Genomic DNA, 14,482 nt, shown 5'->3' on the forward strand with positions numbered 1-14,482 from the left:
CCGCGGTGCGGCTTCGCCGGATCCTTGTGCGGGTCGGTGCGCGCGAACAACACCAGATAATCGGCCTCGTCGGCGTAGGTGCACCACATCTTCGTGCCACTGACCACCCAGTCGTCGCCGTCGCGGGCCGCGCGGCAGGAAATGTTCGCCACATCCGACCCGGCCTCGGCCTCCGACAACGCGTACGCCCCCAGGTACTCACCGCGCGCCACCTTCGGCAGCAACGCCGACTCCTGCTCCGGGGTGAACCCGCCGCCCATCCCGTTGCCGCGGGCCAGCAACCCGGACACACTCATCCACGCCCGCGACAACTCCTCCGCCACCAGGCAGTACTCGAACACCCCCAACCCGAGACCACCGTGCTCCTCCGGGATCATGATCCCGAAGAACCCGACCTCGGCCATCGCCTTCTTCAACGTGTCCGGGATCGTGCCCTGCACCGGATCCAACTCGTTCGCGACCGGCAGCACCTGCGTCATCGCGAACTCGCGAGCCAGATCCCGGATCGCCAGGCGGTCCTCGGTCAGATACCGCGGTGAATCGGTACGCGGCTGCGACGGCCGATGCGTCATGAAGGCTCCTTCGGTTGTGCAAAAGGCTACATCTATTTGTGCGGCCAAATCTAGACCCTATCGGCAATGCTGTCATTCCCTCTGCTGCAAGCAACGTCGCACAGCTGAGAAGATTGCGATTGACATGAATGCCACTCGTGAGGAAATGTGGCCGTACAAAGACCCGAGTGAAGTCGATCCGGCAGGAGGCACCACCGGGGGGCTGGGGAAACCGGCTCTACCTCTCGACAGTCGTCCGCTGACCTGCCATCACGATCGAGTGGATCGACCTAAGGGTGGGGGAGCGGATTCGCGTCTCGGGTGCCGAGTAGTGCTGTCATCACCGCGATCTCGTTGCTCTGGTCGCGGATCATTCCGCGTGCGACGCTGCGGACCGGTTCCGAGGCAACCGCGTGGATGGCGGCCTCGGCCATGTCGACGCCTCCCTGGTGGTGCCGGATCATGAGTTGCAGAAAAAGTGCCTCCGCGTCTGCTCCGTGCAGGCCGGCGAGGCGGGTGATCTCGCTGGTGCTCGCCATTCCCGGCATCGGTGCGCCGCCCTGTTCGCTCATGACGTGATCGGAACCGTGCATCCACTGCATCGGATGCGCTGCGGTGAAGGATTCGTCGAAGAGATTGAGCCAGCCACGCATCGTCGCAATCTCGGAAGTCTGCGCGACGACGATCTGGTCGGGCGATGACCCGGATCTGCGGGTCGACGTCCTGCGGCAGTGTCTGGGCGATCAGCACCGCCTGCTCGTGGTGTACCGACATGTCCTGTGCGAAACCGACGTCCGCGGAGGATAACTGAACCCCGACGGCGCCGGTACCACGAACCGACTGCAGCCACATTCCGGCCGCAACCCCGCCGGCACCGAGCAGCACGGCGCACAGCAACAGGACAAGGGGACGGCGGAACGGCGAACTCCCTGTGTCACTGCCCATAGGTCGAAGCCTGATTCGTCGGTGCCTCATAGACGGAGTCGTCCAACTGCAGCGCCATGAAACCGTTGTCGCTGCACGAGGTCCAGATCTGGTTGCCGTGGAATTCCGGCGGCGAGAAGCACCAATCCGCGGACAGGTCGCCGAACGCCACCATCCCCGTGCGCGGACCGAACGCGACCCGCGGATCCGTCTTGCCCTCGAAGGCCGCTCGGGCGAGCGGAACGAAATCGAAGAGCGACACACCGATCAGAGAGGACAGCGCATGTGGTGAGTTGGTCAACTGGAGATTCTTGCCGGTCTGCGCCGGCGGGTTGTAGTACGCGATCTCCCGGATGCCGTCCAGGTCGCGGATGTCGAACACGCGGATCCCGGACGACTCCCAGGAGCACGCGAGCGCGGTCGGGTCCGTGGGGCGGTCGACCACGCAGTAGTGCGGATCGTAGGAGAAGACCGAGCCGCCTTGCGAGGACCGAAGGTTCGCGGCGGTGTTGGCGTGAAGCTGGATCTCGAGCTTGATCTTCTGCACGATGTCGGCGTGCGCCGGGTCGGCGACGTCGAAGACCTTGATCCCACCGCCACCGGTTTCGTCGACGGTGAAGATATACGGCTTCCCCCCGTACGTGACCGGAATGCTGTGCTGATTGAAGAAACCGTCGGTCCACAGATAGGTGGCGAGTTGCGGCACGGTGGGATACGGGTCGCCGCGTTGCACCGCGCTGATGTCGAGGACGGTGATCCCCCCGAGGTTGGACAGGTACATCCGGTTCCCGTCGGGGGTGATGCCGAAACCGTGCCCGCCGAGTCCGTGCAGTCCCTGCCAGGTGATCCGTGGTTCGGCCGGGTTTCTGATGTCGATGGCGGTGAGGAATCCTGGGGCGGGACCCGACACCCAATAAGTGTTGCCGTCGGGGGAGAAGCCGCCCTCGTGCGAGATGAACGGCAGCGGCATGGTGACGTCGGTTCCGGCACCTCGGTTCAGCAACCGGGGGTGGGCACAGTCGGATATGTCGTAGACGGAGAAGTAGCCGGTGCCTAGAGCGGCCGGGACCGCCGTGGCCGCGAGCAACTTGCGTGCCTTGTTGACCTTCAGACTCTCCCAGGTGCCGCCCAGCATCGCGGGTTCGTTCAGAGTCGTGGACAGCACCGGCTGGGCGGGGTTCGACACGTCGAGCACCTGCACGCCGGGCGTGTCGGAGTCGAGCAGGTTCCCGGGGAAGAACGTGCTGGTGTAGGAGCAGTGGTCATACGTCACCGACAGCAGGCCACCCCCGCGATCCTGCAGGCCCCCGATCAGCGACATGTTGCACCGATAACCCTGAGTGCTTCGTCCGCTGTTACGGTCTTCGGCCGGAACGTCGCCCTGCATACCCGTCTCCGGCAGCGAACCGGGACCGCAGTCCGCCCGAGGGACGGCTGTCGATCCGACGTCGTTGAAGAAGAACGTCTCGGCCGACGCGACGGCGGGCGCGGGGCTCGTCGCGACCCCGAGAACGACCGACACCGCGAGGGCTGAGGTAGCCACACCTCGCCGCATTCTGGCGATCCGCATCACGAACTCCCCCCGCCGTGGACTCGACTACGCGAACGCTAGCAATCAGTACTCGAGTTCACACACAAATCGGTCAACTCTGCGGAACCCGCGTGCGGGCGGGCGACGACCCCGCCGGAGTGGGGGAGGGGAGGGACGGATCCCTACACTGTGTCCCGTGCGAATCGCGACATTCAACATCAACGGGATCCGCGCGGCGCAGCGGCGTGGCTTCGAGGAGTGGCTCGGCGAGCGTGAACCCGACGTCGTCGCGCTGCAGGAGGTCCGCGCTCGTGCCGCCGCCATACCACCGGGGGTGTTCGGCCGTTATCACCTCGCATACGACGAGGGTGAGTTCGCCGGCCGCAACGGTGTCGCGATCCTGACTCGGCGCCCGCCCGTCGCGGTTCGGACGTGGAGCGGTACGGCGCTGGTGCAGGCGCCGGGTGAAACGCACATCGAGAGAGTCGAACTGGATCCGGAGCCGTTGGCTCGGGGTCTGGGGGAGTTCGCGAATCATGGCCGGTACATCGAGGTCGACCTCGCCGAGTCGCCGATCACCGTCGTCTCGATGTATCTGCCGAAGGGCGGACTGCCTGCCCATCTCCAGAAGCCCGGACGGATGCGGGAGGCCCCCGACGGGGGCGCCCGCTACGACCGCAAGATGCGATTTCTGTCCGTGTTTGCACGCCAGCTGACCCGCTCGCGCCGTACGGCTCGCGCACGCGGCAGGGAACTGCTGTTGATGGGTGACCTCAACATTGCGCACACCCGTCACGACGTACGGAACTGGCGGCGCAGCAATCAGGCCGAGGGCTATCTGCCGGAGGAGCGCGAGTGGTTCGACTCCATCGTGTCGCCGCGCACCCTCGTCGATGTCGTCCGGCGACACCATCCGGACGTCGACGGTCCGTACTCGTGGTGGTCGTGGCTGGGACAGTCGTTCGTGAACGACGTCGGCTGGCGCATCGACTACCACCTCGCGACGCCGCAACTGGCACGGGCTGCGATCACAGCCGGCACCGACCGGGACCCGGCGGCGGATCGCCGGATGAGCGATCACGCGCCGGTCGTCGTCGATTACGACTTCTGAGCTGTGCGGGTCGCAGCGTAGGCGGGAGCGTGGCCTCAGGTGGTCGGTTTCATGGACAGGAAAGCCAAGGTGAACCCGAATTCCCGGATCTCGCTGGGCTGGTCCGGCCGACAAGCCCAGGTGATCAGGTCGCGATCGGCGACCAGGTCGGCCGCGCGACGGCGCGACTCCTCGGGGTCGGGCGGTGTCGCACGCAGCGCATCGCCCAGACGACTCAGGGGTTCGACGAGCGGGATGAGCTCGGAAGGCGGGCGTTTCTCCGGTGTGAAAACCTGCTGAGCGCTCTTGATCACCGTCATCGCCGCGAGCCACGAACCTTCCCAGGTACCGGCCTGGTCATCAGGTGGGTGCATGGCGTCAGCGTAGACATCGGGAGACGAGTCCCGCTGGGACTTCATCGGGCCCGGATGGCGATCTGCGCGTTGGCGCCGGTCACTGCGAGCGCAGACATGACCAGCTTGTTGTCGACCACCGGTTGGCGGAGAAGGAGGTTGACCAGTCGGTGCACCGCCGCGTCCCGCCTCGCCGTGACGCGGATGCGATGCTTCCGCAATCGCGCGGACGATCGGCTCGATGTCCCCGACCGGTAGTGGCCGAGCGCCTCGAAATACGCTCTCGTGTCGTGAAGTAGCCCCGCGGACACCGGGGCGGCGACGCTGCGCGTGAGCTGCCCGAAGCATCGCCTGAATCAGCGCACGACCGACGCGCCCGTTGCCGTCCGGAAACGGGGGATGGTTTCGAACCGCGCATGAGCGACCGCTATCTGAGCGATGACGGGCAGATCGACCCGATTGGCGAAGGCGATCAGGTCGTCGATCAGTTCGGGAATCCGGTCGTGATGCGGGGGCACGATCTGTGCGGTGTGCGGTCCGAGCCTGCATTGCGCGGACGTTTCCGACGATCAGGCGCGCGTTGCGGGAGGCGTGCTCACCGAGTTCGGCCAGCGCGATTTGGTGTGCCCCGCTCGTGAGGTTCTCGATCTCCGAACTCGACGCACTCTCGGTGCGCAGCAGGATGGAGGCGAAGGGTGCGGTGATGTGGCCGACCTCGACATCGAACCGGGCGAGTTCGGTGGCCGCTTCTTCCGTCAATCCCTACAGTTCGCTGCTCAGCGAAAGGGCCTGGTCCGCGATGAATGCCGGTACTGATGCGCGGTAGGGGCCGGAAGTCAGGCGCTGACTGTCGGCACGGCGGGGCGACGATGGGCGCACACGTGCCTTCTACGGCTGCGCGACGACGGTGTTCCCGTTGCCGTCGGTGCAGTTGATCGTGTAGCCGATCTCCGCCGATTCCGGGTCTCCCGCGAGGCGGCATTCCCACCCGTCGAAGCTGTACTCCGATTCACTCTTGTCGCGTCCGGTGAAGTATTTCGTGAGCATCGTGTGCGCCTCGTCGCAGCGGAGCGTCCCCTTCACGATGACCACCGTCGCGGGCTTTCCAGTCTCCGGGTAGGTAACGGGGCCACACTGATTCGATCCGCGAGCCTGCTGGGGGAGCGGTGCGACGGTGGGCGCGATCGGCGGTGGGCTCGCGCTCGGAATGCTCACCGGCAGCGGGGTGAATTCGAATTTGTACCCGTTGGTGGCGACGGTGAAGCCCTTGTCGGTCGCGTCCTCCCGGCACGAGACTCCCGAGAACTGCACATTGCAACTGAATCCGTCGATCGCCAGGGTGGTGTCGTACGGAAGGATAGTGGCGTTGCCGGGAAACAGTGCCTGGTCCCGGTTCTGGAAATTCGGCTCCTTCCCCGCCTCGACCGCGATGAGGTTGGCCTCGGCCGGCGCGCCGCCGTCCGGCGACGCGATCTGCGGGGTGCCCGGGACTCCCAAAGGACCCCCGGTGGGATGCGATGCGCATCCGGCGAGCTTCTCCCCGGGAATGATCGCGCACAGCCATTTTCCCGACGGCGTGACGAAGCCGTATGCGCCGCCTGCCTGGTCGCTCGACGCGTACTGCTTCGCGTCGACGCCGTCGACCGCCGGCTCGGCTGCCGGTGACTCGCTGGTGGCGGCAGGTGCGGCCGATTCCGTGCCGTCGGTCGACGACGCATCCTGGGTGCAGCCAGCGAGAAGAAGAGACGAGGCACCGGCGATCGAGGCCAGAGCCACCGCCGACCGCCGTCGAATCCTGGTCATGCGTCACACCCTTTCTGTTCGGTCCGCGGGACCGATCGCATGAGATGTTCCCACGAATACCAGGGTGTCGCGTCGCATCGACGGATCGGCCCCGAACCTGCTGGTGGTGGGCGAGCGGACGTGGTCCGCCGATCCCACGATTCGAGAACTCGGCGGTGCTAGAATTTTGGAGCATTGTCGCAGGTCCAGCAGTTGATGTACCCGGATCGTCCTGTCGGAGTCGCCCGGCCGAGGAGGCCGTTCCATGGCTGAGTCATCGGTATTACCCGCGGATCTCGGCGGCAGCCCGGATCTCGAGCGCATCGTCCTCGAGCACGCGTATCGCGGCGCGCACCTCCAACTCGCACTGCGTGGTCTGCTCGCCCTCTTCATCGCGTTGACACTGCTGTTCGTCCCGCCCATGAACGACGCGAATGTGTGCCTGGCGATCCTGATCGGCTACGCATTCTGGACCGTCGGGCTCGCGCTGTGGACCCGTCGAGGCGGTCCGGGCCCGGTGAACGCGATGTGGCTCGCCCTGTTCGTGGACCTCGCGGTCATCGGTAGCCTCACTCTGTTGACGGGTATTGCGGCGCAACAGAGTTGGACCGCAGACATCTTGACCAACGGACTGTTCGTGATCCCGCTATTGGCCTGCACTCAGCTTCGCCCGGGTGTGTGCGCCGCCGTGGTCGTGCCCACGGTGCTGGTGTTCCTCGCCGCCAGTTGGGCCACGATGGCGTCGAACGAGGAACCGTGGTCGTCCATCCTGCTCAGTACGATGGCACTTGCCATCCTCTCGGCGGGCGCAGTCGTGCTCAGCCGAATTCAACGATCCAGGGTGCTCACCATCGGTCACCTCGTCCACGACCGCACCGCCCTGCTCGCCGAGCTGATGGGCCTCGAACAGCGCGAACGACGTGCGTTGTCCGAGCAGCTCCACGACGGGGCGCTGCAATTCGTCCTGGCCGCGAAGATGGATCTCGACGACCTCACCGGCGGCGCCGATCCGGAGGCCGTCGATCGCATCACGCACGCACTCACAGAGTCCGCGTCCCTGCTCAGGGCGACCGTCTCGGAACTCCATCCCACGGTGCTCGACCGCGTCGGACTTGCCCGCGCTCTCGGCGACATCGTCCGATCGGCCCAGGCGCGCGGCGGTTTCGACGTGGATCTCCAGACAGTGGAATGGGACGACGACCTACGCACGTCGGCGGACGACGTGCTGTTCAGCGCGGCGCGTGAATTGCTCAGCAACGTGGTCAAACACGCGAGAGCGGGTGCCGTCCGGGTGGAGCTGACCCGGACGGGTGAGCATGCGGTCCTCGACGTCACCGACGACGGGTGCGGCATCTCCCGTGAGGCGATAGACCGCAGTCTCAGCCGAGGGCACATCGGACTGACGTCGCACGAACTCCGTGTCGTCGCGGCCGGAGGCAGCTTCTCGGTCCGTCCCGGATCACGTTCCGGGACGGTTGCCCATATCGAGATGCCGTTCGAGGTCGTGACAGCGTCCGATTCCCTCACACTCTCGGCGCACTAGCAGGGAGTTCCCCTGGCCGGAACCGGGCCCGGGCGGCGTCCGTCACTCGACGCCGAGCATCACCTCGGTGGACTTCACGAGCACCGTCGCAGCCACGCCGGCCTGCAGACCGAGTTCCTCGACCGCCTCCTTCGTGATGGACGCGGTGACGATCTGCTCGCCTCCGTCGAGACGCACCTTCACTGTCGCCATCACGCTGCCGAGGGTGACCTCGGTGATCGTTCCGGTGAGCTGGTTCCGGGTGGACAACCGCATCGTGAACCTCCGTCTCGGGGCCTGTGGTTCCGACGCTAGCCGCAACCACGCCGGAATTGGCGAGGTTTAACCTCCCGAGTCAGTCGGATGGGACGGTCGACGGACTCGGTTCCAGGAGTGCCGTCAGACAGGTCGGTCCCAGGCCGATCTCCGGCCACCCCGCCGAGATCATGATGTCGTGCGGACGCGTACACGTGCCGAGCCAGTAGTTCGGCTCCGTGCGGTAGGCGGGCACTCCACCCCACTTCCGGGGTGAGCCGGACCGTGGCAGATAGGGGTCGGCAACACCCACGACCGACCCCAACTGCAGCAGCACCGACAGATACGACCATTGGGTGTCGGGATCCGCCGGATCGGACAGCACCCGTGTCTCGTGGTGTGCGCGCTCGGCGGTGCGTCCCGTGGCAGTCAATGCGAGACGGACGTGGATTCCGGACGAGAACGCGAAGATTCCGAGGAGATCGAGCGTGAGGTGAGTTCCGGACGCGAGAATGGTGGGGCCGTGCACTGCGGTCCCACTGCTTGTCGGCGGCGCGAATGCCGGCCAGCGCGCTCTGCGCATGCCACGATCGTGCACCTACATCGAGGCGGAATCAACGTCCCACGCCCGCGTGCGTGAGACGGGACTCGAGAGGGCAGGCGCGGCACAATTGCGTGACGACGCTCGAGGCGTCACTTCCGGGAACGCCTATCGTGGATGGAGGTCGAGCCGGTTGCAGGACGGAAGGTTCGCGGCGGAGGGAGTGTCCATGGAGTCGCTGGCGGATTCGCGGATGCTGCTCGCGGTCCTCGAACACAGTCCGGCGTTGGTGTTCGTGTCCGAATTCGTGTCTGGTCGGCTCGTGTATGTGAATCCCGCGGGTGTCGCGGTCCTCGGATTCGGTGATGCCGTGCATGCGTACTCGAGGACGACGGCGGAGCTGTTCACCGACGTCGGTCTCGTGCAGGCGCGTGACGTGGAGTCGGCTCTGGCCGATCGGGGAGAGTGGACCGGGTTGACGGAGTTTCGCCATTTCGTCACGGGCGCGCCGATCCCGATGCTGATTTCGACCTTCGTGCTGGAATCCACCGAGACCGGGCCGTCGGTGATCGGGTCGATTGCCCAGGATCGCCGCGGCGCCGAAGACGACGAGCAACGCCTGCAGCGCGCACTGGGGGAGTCCGCATACCGGGCCCGGGAGCAGCAGGCGATCGCAGACCTGAGCCAACTCGCCGTCGGCGGAGACCTCGACGAACTCCTCACGGCGGCGGCCGGCGCGGCGGCCGCGCTGATGGGTGTGCATTGTTCGTCGATCGCGCGGGTGGCCGACGACGACGAACTCACCGTGCTCGCCTACCGCGGACCCGAGCCCGGTCCGGCGACGTTCTCCCCGGGGCCGGGATCGCAGCCCGGATACGCCGCCGCCAACGGGTCGGTGGTCGTATGCACCGATCGGGTCCACGAAACCCGCTTCTCCACGGCGGGGATGAACGGGCGCGGGCTGCAGAGCGGGGTGTGCGTTCCGATCGGCTCCGAGGCGGTGTGGGGTGTGTTGACGGCGCACAGTCTGCGTCCCCGCGAATACACCGATCGTGACCTGAACTTTCTGCGCTCGGTTACAGCCGTGCTCTCCGCGGCGATCCGCCGTATCGAGGCCGAGGCCGCGTTGGTGCACCAGAGCCTGCACGACCCGCTGACGGGATTGCCGAACCGCACCCTGGCTCGCCGCCGGCTCGACGAGGCCCTGGACGCGGTGCCGCGCGGCGGCCCGCGCGTGGCGCTACTGCTGGTGGATCTCGACGACTTCAAGACCGTCAACGACAGCCTCGGTCACGCGGTCGGCGACGACGCACTGATCGTGCTCGCCCGGCATCTGCGGTCGGCGGTGCGCCCGGGCGATACCGTTGCCCGCCTCGGCGGTGACGAATTCGTGGTCGTCTGTGAACACGTCGCGGGCGCGGCGGAGGCGGTCGCGATTGCCGCCCGGATCGCAGGTAGCTTCGCCGACCTGAACCGGGCACGGTCGTTCGGGTGGCCGATCAGTGCCAGTATCGGTGTTGCACTGTCCGATCCGGAGTGCACCCGTGAAGAGCTCGTTCGGCGGGCGGACTCGGCGATGTATCGTGCAAAGGCAGCGGGAGCGGGCGGGTATGCGTTGTACGACGACACCTTCCAGGGTGGCGGCAGAGCCTGAGCGGTGCGGTGTTGCCGATGCGGCACGAATTCGTGACCACCGCCAGGCACCCTGGGGTGGGGAAATTGTCATCTTGACGCGCGTCGCGGCCCGCCGAATACTTGCTGGACAAGGCGGTTCCCGTCGACATTCGACGAGAGAATTCCGCGTTTCGCCCTTGTGAGAGAAAGATATTCGCGTCTTCGACCGCTGGTCAGTGCGTCGGCACGGATGTCGGATGGAACTGAGGCGCTCGATGGCAGATTTCGACCCGGACGCGACCCAGGCGGCGTCGATCCGCGCAGTCGGCCACGGGATCGTGGCGGAGTTGGACGCTGCCGGTTTCGCGGGTGCCGAGGAGGTCGGCCGGGGCGGATTCGGTGTCGTGTACCGCTGCCTGCAGCGTTCGCTCGGCCGAATCGTCGCAATCAAGGTCCTGACGTCGGACCTGGACTCCGAGAACCGCGAGCGGTTCCTGCGGGAGGGCTACGCGATGGGCGGGCTCTCCGGCCACCCGAACATCGTCAACATTCTGCAGGTCGGCGTGACCGAGACCGGTCGCCCGTACATCGTCATGCATTACCACCCCCGCGACTCGCTGGCAGTGCAGATACGCCGAGAAGGTCCGCTGCCCTGGCCGGAGGCGATCAGCATCGGAGTGAAATTGGCCGGCGCACTCGAGACGGCGCACCGGACCGGCACCCTCCACCGCGACATCAAACCCGCGAACATCCTGCTCACCGACTACGGCGAGCCGCAGTTGACCGATTTCGGCATCGCGCACATCGCCGGCGGCTACGAAACCGCCACCGGCGGGTTCACCGGCTCACTGGCGTTCACCGCGCCCGAAGTTCTCAACGGGGAATCGCCGACCGCGCGTTCGGACGTCTACGGTCTGGGCGCGACGATCTTTTCGCTGATCGCGGGGCGGGCGGCGTTCGAGCGGAAGACCGGCGAGGAACTCGTCGCGCAATTCGTGAGGATCAGCACCCAAACGGTGCCGGACCTGCGCGCTCAAGGCATCCCGGACGGTGTGTGCGCCGTCATCGAGAGGGCGATGGCGTCGAATCCGTTCGCTCGGCCGTCCTCCGCCGAGGAGTTCGGACACGAACTCCAAGCCGCCCAGCGACACATCGGGTTGCGTTCGGACGCGATGGCGCTGGCACCCCTCGAGCCCGCCCCACCGGCCGAGCCGTACCCGTCGGCGGCGGATTCCAGTGGCTACCGTCAAATTCGGTTCGAAGATTCGGACGGTCAGCGCCGATTCTTCTCACCGACCGAGCAGATCCAGCCGGAGTCGCACCCCTCGGGCCCGTTCTGGCCGCCGACGGGGCCGTCGCCCTGGCCGCCGCCGGGAGTGCCGGGGAGCAATCGGCAGGCCCGCACCCGGCGGCGCGGGATCCTGATTGCGCTCGCACTGGTGGTGACGCTGGTGCTGGCCGGTGGCGGTTACCTCGTGTACCGAGAGGCATCGGGACCCGGCACCGCGGGACCGACCGCCCAGCAGGCGAGCGAGCCCCCGGCCGTCGACCCGACTGCGGCGTGGCGACCGGTCGCCGACGCCCGGGTCGCCCGCCAGCAGACGGCGACGACGGTCGCGGACGGGACCATCTGGGTCTTCGGAGGGTTGGACGACAGCGGTGTGTCCGCCCGGCAGGAGGGCTTCGACCCGGCCATCGACACCTGGAAGGCCGGCCCCGACCTCCCCGTCCCGCTCAACCACGCGATGGCCGTCACCTACAACGACGAGCCCGTTCTCATCGGCGGGTGGCAAGCGAAAGGCCAGAACCTGACAGCCGTCGCATCCGCTCGGGTGATGGCCATGCGCGACGGGCGATGGGTCGACCTGCCCCCGCTGAACGTGCCGCGGGCGGCCGGCGCCGCGGCCGTGGTGGGCGACAAGATCGTGGTCGCAGGCGGACAGGCCGACGGCAAACTGGTGGCGCCGACCGAGGTGTACGACGGGACGAAGTGGACGACGGTCCCGCAAATCCCGACGTCCCGGGAGCATCTGGCCGGCGTCTCGGACGGGAAGTACTTCTACGCGATCGGTGGGCGCGACCTCGCGTCGGATCAGAACACCGCCGCGGTCGAACGGTTCGATCCGGTCGCGGGAACGTGGGCGACGCTGCCCGGCATGCCCACCCCTCGCGGTGGGCTCGGGGCGGCGTACATCGACGGCCGCATCGTCGCGGTCGGCGGCGAAGAACCGACCCGGGTGCTGTCCACGGTCGAGGCCTACGACGTGGTGGCAGGGACCTGGTCGCAATTGCCTGCTCTGCGCACGCCGCGGCACGGGATGGCGATCGGCGCGGTCGGCAACACGGTCTACGCGGTCGGCGGCGGCATCAAACCCACGCACGCCGAATCGACAGCGGTTTCCGAGGCGCTGCAGATCGCGCCACGCAAGACCCAATGGGCACCGGCGTGGCGCCCGCTGCGGGACGCGCCAATCGCCCGCCAGCAGACCGCGACGGCCGTCGCGGACGGGACGATCTGGGTGTTCGGCGGCCTTGACAACGTGGGGTCGACCCCGAAGGTCGAGGGCAACGACCCGGCCATCGACACCTGGAAGGCCGGCCCCGATCTTCCGGTCCCGCTCAATCATGCGATGGCCGTCGAATACGGCGGCGAACTGGTGGTCCTCGGAGGCTGGGTGCCGGAAGGGCCGAACCTCACCCGCAAGACGTCGGACCGGGTGCTCGCGCTGCGGGACGGCAATTGGGTGGACCTGCCCCCGCTGAACGTGCCTCGGGCGGCCGGAGCCGCAGCCGTGGTGGGTGACGAGATCGTGGTCGCCGGCGGACAGGCGGACGGCGAGTTGGTAGCGTCGACGGAGGTGTTCGACGGAACGAAATGGACGACTGTGGAGGACATTCCGACGCCCCGGGAGCATCTGGCCGGGGTGTCGGACGGGAAGTACTTCTACGCGATCGGCGGGCGCGATCTGGCGTCGGATCAGAACACCGCCGCGGTCGAACGGTTCGATCCGGCTGCGGGAACGTGGGCGACGCTGCCCGGCATGCCCACCCCGCGCGGCGGGCTCGGGGCGGCGTACATCGACGGCCGCATCGTCGCGGTCGGCGGTGAACAGCCGACCCAAGTGCTCTCGACGGTCGAGGCCTACGACGTCGCCTCGGCGACCTGGTCGGCGTTGCCGCCGATGCCCACCGGAGCTCACGGGATGTCCGTCGCGACGGTCGGGCACACCGTCTACGCCATCGGCGGTGCGCTCCGGCCCACACATGCCGAGTCCACCGCGACCGCGCAGGCACTCGACTTCTGGTGAAAGCGAGTGGTCTTCCGGCAATCGCGCACTCTGAATGTCTTCTGTCCGTGCCGTTGTGCTCGGAAAGGGGAACTAGACTTGTGGTCGGGAGGACGAATTTGCACACGAGATTCGGGCCGGGAGGTTCGTGATGAAGGTGACAGCGACGGCCACCCGTCGCGGCGGATCGTGGGTGGTGGAGGTTCCGGGAGTCGAAGGCGCACTCACCCAGGCGCGGCGGCTCGATCAGGTGTCCGCGATCGTGGCGGAGGCCGTGCATCTGCTCGAGGGTGTGCCGGCCGAGGACGTCGAGGTGGAACTCGACTACGAAATCGGAGATTCGGCGGCGCTCATGGAGGCCCGCGCCGCCCACTGGCAGATCGAGTCGGCCGCCCACGCGCAGGAATGCGCCGCGCGGGCCTCGCGGGCCGCGGTGGCGCAACTGCGCCGATCGGGTCTCTCGGTGCGTGACATCGGCGTCATCCTCGACCTGAGCCCGCAACGGGTCTCTCAACTCGACCGCGCCCGCATCCATGCCTGATGGCGGTACGGTCGAAAGTTGCTGCACCGATCAATCGCGGATGCCGCAGCAACTCCGGTGATCCGGCAACTTCCGATCCGGCGACACCCGCGCGGCCCCTAGGATGCGGGAAGGGCCCTTCGCAATGAACGGCTCGGCGCAGGTAGGGGGAGTGCAGATGCGTAGAGCAGGAATGATTCTCGCCGGAATCGGTATCTCGGCGGTGATCGCGGCGACCGGGCAGGGCATCGCCGTCGCGGCGCCCGAGGACACGACGGAAAGTGTGACGACCCTGCAGGTCCCACCGATCGGGATGAGCCCGGTTCTCGCCGCCTACTTCACCGTCGACGCAGTCACGGGCCGGGTACCCGGAGTCGTGCGGTTGCGCACCGTGAGCGAGTGTTACGTCCTGAATCCGATCAGTGCGGACACATGCATACCCGGACCGGGTAACAACATGAAGGCGAACGCCGTGCGGGTGCACTGGCTGAACGTGAACACCGGGGCGACCG

14 protein-coding genes and 1 pseudogene are annotated in these 14,482 nt (G+C 67.1%); 6 read left to right on the plus strand and 9 right to left on the minus strand.

Annotated features, from left to right (window positions below):
• From MLGJGCBP_RS08305 to MLGJGCBP_RS08315, 3 genes and pseudogenes are all read right to left on the minus strand, one after another.
• Positions 1-572, minus strand: a 572-nt coding sequence (locus tag MLGJGCBP_RS08305) for an acyl-CoA dehydrogenase family protein (RefSeq protein WP_201452999.1), incomplete at its 3' end; no start/stop codon positions are given.
• Between the two features lie 269 nt (positions 573-841).
• Positions 842-1,496, minus strand: a pseudogene (locus tag MLGJGCBP_RS08310) (DUF305 domain-containing protein).
• On the minus strand, positions 1,486-3,045 hold the full coding sequence (locus tag MLGJGCBP_RS08315) for an LVIVD repeat-containing protein (RefSeq protein ID WP_160094785.1): 1,560 nt from the start codon (positions 3,043-3,045) through the stop codon (positions 1,486-1,488). The pseudogene MLGJGCBP_RS08310 and the gene MLGJGCBP_RS08315 overlap by 11 nt, the downstream one beginning before the upstream one ends.
• Before the next feature lie 157 nt (positions 3,046-3,202).
• On the opposite strand from MLGJGCBP_RS08315, the gene MLGJGCBP_RS08320 reads away from it, so the two are divergent.
• The gene (locus MLGJGCBP_RS08320; protein WP_160094787.1) at positions 3,203-4,117 is read left to right on the plus strand and encodes an exodeoxyribonuclease III; all 915 of its coding nucleotides are present in this window, start codon (positions 3,203-3,205) and stop codon (positions 4,115-4,117) included.
• A gap of 35 nt (positions 4,118-4,152) precedes the next feature.
• Here the strand turns inward: MLGJGCBP_RS08320 and MLGJGCBP_RS08325 are convergent, their stop codons facing one another.
• The 4 genes from MLGJGCBP_RS08325 to MLGJGCBP_RS08335 form a co-directional block, all read right to left on the minus strand.
• Positions 4,153-4,416 (minus strand): hypothetical protein, encoded by a 264-nt coding sequence (locus MLGJGCBP_RS08325; protein WP_236580976.1) that lies wholly within the window; start codon positions 4,414-4,416, stop codon positions 4,153-4,155.
• A 95-nt stretch (positions 4,417-4,511) separates the two neighbouring features.
• Positions 4,512-4,670, minus strand: a complete 159-nt coding sequence (locus tag MLGJGCBP_RS51525) for a hypothetical protein (protein ID WP_236580977.1) — start codon at positions 4,668-4,670, stop codon at positions 4,512-4,514.
• 135 nt (positions 4,671-4,805) lie between these two features.
• A complete protein-coding gene (locus MLGJGCBP_RS51530) occupies positions 4,806-4,967 on the minus strand; it encodes a hypothetical protein (protein WP_236580978.1) in 162 nt (53 codons plus the stop codon).
• Between the two features lie 370 nt (positions 4,968-5,337).
• Positions 5,338-6,252, minus strand: a complete 915-nt coding sequence (locus MLGJGCBP_RS08335) for a hypothetical protein (protein ID WP_160094789.1) — start codon at positions 6,250-6,252, stop codon at positions 5,338-5,340.
• Between the two features lie 244 nt (positions 6,253-6,496).
• On the opposite strand from MLGJGCBP_RS08335, the gene MLGJGCBP_RS08340 reads away from it, so the two are divergent.
• Positions 6,497-7,774, plus strand: a complete 1,278-nt coding sequence (locus tag MLGJGCBP_RS08340; RefSeq protein WP_087562367.1) for a sensor histidine kinase — start codon at positions 6,497-6,499, stop codon at positions 7,772-7,774.
• Between the two features lie 42 nt (positions 7,775-7,816).
• Here the strand turns inward: MLGJGCBP_RS08340 and MLGJGCBP_RS08345 are convergent, their stop codons facing one another.
• Positions 7,817-8,029 carry a TOBE domain-containing protein gene (locus MLGJGCBP_RS08345; RefSeq protein WP_072943314.1) on the minus strand — a complete coding sequence of 71 codons (213 nt, stop codon included), beginning with the start codon at positions 8,027-8,029 and terminating at the stop codon, positions 7,817-7,819.
• A 79-nt stretch (positions 8,030-8,108) separates the two neighbouring features.
• Positions 8,109-8,591, minus strand: a complete 483-nt coding sequence (locus MLGJGCBP_RS08350) for a hypothetical protein (protein WP_087562371.1) — start codon at positions 8,589-8,591, stop codon at positions 8,109-8,111.
• Between the two features lie 187 nt (positions 8,592-8,778).
• Between MLGJGCBP_RS08350 and MLGJGCBP_RS08355 the strand changes: the two genes are divergently transcribed.
• From MLGJGCBP_RS08355 to MLGJGCBP_RS08370, 4 genes are all read left to right on the plus strand, one after another.
• Complete coding sequence (locus MLGJGCBP_RS08355) at positions 8,779-10,203, plus strand: sensor domain-containing diguanylate cyclase (RefSeq protein ID WP_160094791.1); 1,425 nt, start codon at positions 8,779-8,781, stop codon at positions 10,201-10,203.
• Between the two features lie 235 nt (positions 10,204-10,438).
• On the plus strand, positions 10,439-13,471 hold the full coding sequence (locus tag MLGJGCBP_RS08360; protein ID WP_160094799.1) for a serine/threonine-protein kinase: 3,033 nt from the start codon (positions 10,439-10,441) through the stop codon (positions 13,469-13,471).
• A 130-nt stretch (positions 13,472-13,601) separates the two neighbouring features.
• The gene (locus MLGJGCBP_RS08365) at positions 13,602-13,991 is read left to right on the plus strand and encodes a hypothetical protein (protein WP_160094793.1); all 390 of its coding nucleotides are present in this window, start codon (positions 13,602-13,604) and stop codon (positions 13,989-13,991) included.
• Between the two features lie 157 nt (positions 13,992-14,148).
• Positions 14,149-14,482, plus strand: a 334-nt coding sequence (locus MLGJGCBP_RS08370) for a hypothetical protein (protein WP_160094795.1), incomplete at its 3' end; no start/stop codon positions are given.

Source organism: Rhodococcus sp. T7, from assembly GCF_009872365.1.
In the GTDB taxonomy this organism is placed as follows: domain Bacteria; phylum Actinomycetota; class Actinomycetes; order Mycobacteriales; family Mycobacteriaceae; genus Rhodococcus_F.

Bases quoted from the DNA above. Each gene is read 5' to 3' on its own strand.
- MLGJGCBP_RS08360 (WP_160094799.1), top strand. From the start codon at position 10,439: ATGGCAGATTTCGACCCGGACGCGACCCAGGCGGCGTCGATCCGCGCA.
- MLGJGCBP_RS08350 (WP_087562371.1), bottom strand. From the start codon at position 8,591: ATGCGCAGAGCGCGCTGGCCGGCATTCGCGCCGCCGACAAGCAGTGGG.
- MLGJGCBP_RS08340 (WP_087562367.1), top strand. From the start codon at position 6,497: ATGGCTGAGTCATCGGTATTACCCGCGGATCTCGGCGGCAGCCCGGAT.
- MLGJGCBP_RS08365 (WP_160094793.1), top strand. From the start codon at position 13,602: ATGAAGGTGACAGCGACGGCCACCCGTCGCGGCGGATCGTGGGTGGTG.
- MLGJGCBP_RS08315 (WP_160094785.1), bottom strand. From the start codon at position 3,045: ATGCGGATCGCCAGAATGCGGCGAGGTGTGGCTACCTCAGCCCTCGCG.
- MLGJGCBP_RS08355 (WP_160094791.1), top strand. From the start codon at position 8,779: ATGGAGTCGCTGGCGGATTCGCGGATGCTGCTCGCGGTCCTCGAACAC.
- MLGJGCBP_RS08325 (WP_236580976.1), bottom strand. From the start codon at position 4,416: ATGACGGTGATCAAGAGCGCTCAGCAGGTTTTCACACCGGAGAAACGC.
- MLGJGCBP_RS08335 (WP_160094789.1), bottom strand. From the start codon at position 6,252: ATGACCAGGATTCGACGGCGGTCGGCGGTGGCTCTGGCCTCGATCGCC.
- MLGJGCBP_RS08345 (WP_072943314.1), bottom strand. From the start codon at position 8,029: ATGCGGTTGTCCACCCGGAACCAGCTCACCGGAACGATCACCGAGGTC.